Consider the following 2,511-nt stretch of genomic DNA (forward strand, 5'->3'; position numbering starts at 1 on the left):
CCCTTGCGAACTCCAAAAATGGAGAAGCCACTATTCCGAAGGCAGACCTTCACCGATTTCTTGATACGCCTCCGTCTTTTCAAGCGAATTTCAAAGAATTTCGTCGTCGTGTCTTGGACAAAGCCCACAAGGACATCACGGAAAAGACATCCTTCCGGTTTGAGTGGGAACCTGTGAAGGTAGGCCGCTCGGTGGAAAAGATACGGTTCATCTTCTCCGGCGGGAAAAAAGCTCTGGCCCAAAAGGAACAGAAAAAGGCCAAAGAGGAAAAACGCCAGAGATTAACAAATCAGCGTTTCATCAGGGCTGTGGAATGTGCCAAAGCAAAAGGCGGGGACTGTCGGACAATGGACAACGTGCGCATAGTCTGCAAGCTCTGCCGGGAAAAAGGAATCTGCGAATCTCTCAGTTCTACACGCCCCCATGTCGTCAAACAGGGATCGCTGTTGTCTTAACCTTCCCACCGATAAAAGATTGCCTTAAATATACTTTAGTGATAGCTAGATAGCTGAAAAATAGCAGGCGTCCCCCAGTACAGACGCAGGTACATCCGGGGGAAGGCCGGAGGGGTTGGCTCTCCGGCCTTTTTCATTTCACCAGACGGATAGCGTCTCTTTTGCCTACCGTCCAATTTGACTCTGTTCTCATCCCCTCTGGCAACACAATGAAACGTCCTTTCTCATCTTCATACAGACTCAGCCCCCACGTCTTTGACTCCAGCTTGGTCAGAGTGGCTTCTTCATCTTGGATTGCAGTTTTCAGCTTTTCGTGCTCTTCTTGGAGCTTGCTCCCGTAGACATTCAGCCCGGCATATATCCCTCCGGCAATGAGAGCACCAAAGCAGAACACGTATACAGCCGCTGAAAACCTCTCTGAGCGTATTTTCTGCACGGCCTGCTCAACGGCAAGGGGAAGAGCTGAAAACGTCTCCTGAGCCTCTTTTTGAAGCTCTACGGCGTGCTTCTGCAAGTCTTCAGCCTGAGCCATCAGGACATACAGCTTTTCCTCATCGGTCATAGGCTCCACCCTCCATCGCGCTCCTGTGCTCGTTCTCGTTGTCTCCGCTCTTCACGCTCCTTGTTGATTTTGGCAATCCTTGTTTCAGCCTGCTGTTCCTGCTTCACACGGTCTTCAGGCGTGGCCTTGTCCCACTTTGCCAATTCCCACTTGGCGCTCGTAACCATTTCGCCATACCCTTTATCTACATAAGAATGTAAAAACAATGAATTAACACGTTCTCTTTCCTTCTGTTGGGCCTTTCGCTCTCTTTCTTTCTGTGCCTCATGTTGTAGCCTTTGCCGTTCTTTCTCCTCTCGCTCAGCCGTTTCTTTAGCAAACCAGTTTCGTGCGGCATTGACGCCACGTTGCTGTCGCTCCAGCACGGCAAGTTCCTTTTGTTCTTCCTTCGCGAGTTCTGAGACTCCGCGGTTCAAATCGCCGCGTTCAGTCTGGATGCCTCGACGTTCCATAGCCGTGGCTATCGGCCCTAGATGACTAGTGGGTAAACGGCCTATCCCCTGAGCCTCCAGACTTCGATGGTCTATGCGGGTATCATGACCAGCCCATTCTAGAGCTCGGTTTACAAGGTTGGCCCAAGCCTGACGCATATACTCTACTTCTTTGCCGCTAGTCTTGGGGCTATCCAATATCCGCGTTTTTTCACCCAATATACCATCGGCATAGGTACGTGTCGTCGTCAAAATATGTGCATGATGATTCCTTTGGTCACTTATGCGGCTTGGTTCATGGATACATACATCAGCAACAACACCATAGCGATCTACAAGCATACGAGCAAAAGTACATGCAAGGTCTTTTCTTTGTTCTGCTGTCAATTCTGAGGGTAAGGCAAGTTCCCACTCTCGCGCCACTTTTGCATCTTTTCGTTTCTCTGCCTCTTCTGCTCTATTCCAAAGATCGGAACGATCTATTTGGCTTCCATCTGGTGTGATTATCTCTTTGTACCCGACACCTTGTTTTTTTTCATAATCGTATACTTCACCTGTACGTCTATCGGTTATCGACTCTCCAGAACGATATGCCGCTGACGCTGTCGCGCTACGCCCTGACGCTCTACTGACAGCCTTTGCTTGGCAATGGAAGATCGCCATATCCTTTCCTTATCCCTCGGAGAGCGCACAGGCATTGCTTGCAATGCTAATGTGCGCACTTCTGTATATTTTCAGACTTGATTACTGGCTATCATTTTGCTAATAATCCGTCAATATAGGAGGCTTCTATGTCCGAACAAACATTGACAACTGAACAAAAAAGAGCCCAGCGTATTGCTCAACTTCGGGCAAGACTCCAAAAAGAGGAAGCCAAACAAGCGGAAGTTCATCGCAAAAAACGGGACGGCCAACTTTTTTCTTGGGGTATCATGGTCGAGGAGATTTTCAAAAGCGCTGATGAAGCAGGCAGACAACGCCTCATAGATTCCGCAAAAAGACATCTCAAAGAGAAGAATCTACAGAGGGCTCTAGAGGGATTTACTCGTCTGAGCGGCGGGGG

4 protein-coding genes are annotated in these 2,511 nt (G+C 49.1%); 2 read left to right on the forward strand and 2 right to left on the reverse strand.

The window, feature by feature from the left end; genetic code table 11:
* A partial coding sequence (locus T370_RS0121620) for a replication initiation protein (RefSeq protein WP_156034487.1) occupies positions 1–455 on the forward strand: 455 nt, incomplete at its 5' end.
* A gap of 133 nt (positions 456–588) precedes the next feature.
* Here the strand turns inward: T370_RS0121620 and T370_RS23965 are convergent.
* Positions 589–1,017, reverse strand: a complete 429-nt coding sequence (locus T370_RS23965; protein WP_051643942.1) for a hypothetical protein — start codon at positions 1,015–1,017, stop codon at positions 589–591.
* Positions 1,014–2,111, reverse strand: coding sequence for a MobQ family relaxase (gene mobQ / locus T370_RS24705; RefSeq protein WP_081847624.1), 1,098 nt, complete (start codon positions 2,109–2,111; stop codon positions 1,014–1,016). The genes T370_RS23965 and mobQ overlap by 4 nt, the downstream gene beginning before the upstream one ends.
* A 128-nt stretch (positions 2,112–2,239) precedes the next feature.
* Here mobQ and T370_RS0121640 point away from each other — a divergent pair.
* On the forward strand, positions 2,240–2,511 hold a 272-nt coding region (locus T370_RS0121640; RefSeq protein ID WP_029436982.1), incomplete at its 3' end, for a hypothetical protein.

Origin of the sequence: Bilophila wadsworthia ATCC 49260, from assembly GCF_000701705.1 — a bacterium.
Taxonomy (GTDB): Bacteria; Desulfobacterota; Desulfovibrionia; order Desulfovibrionales; family Desulfovibrionaceae; genus Bilophila; species Bilophila wadsworthia.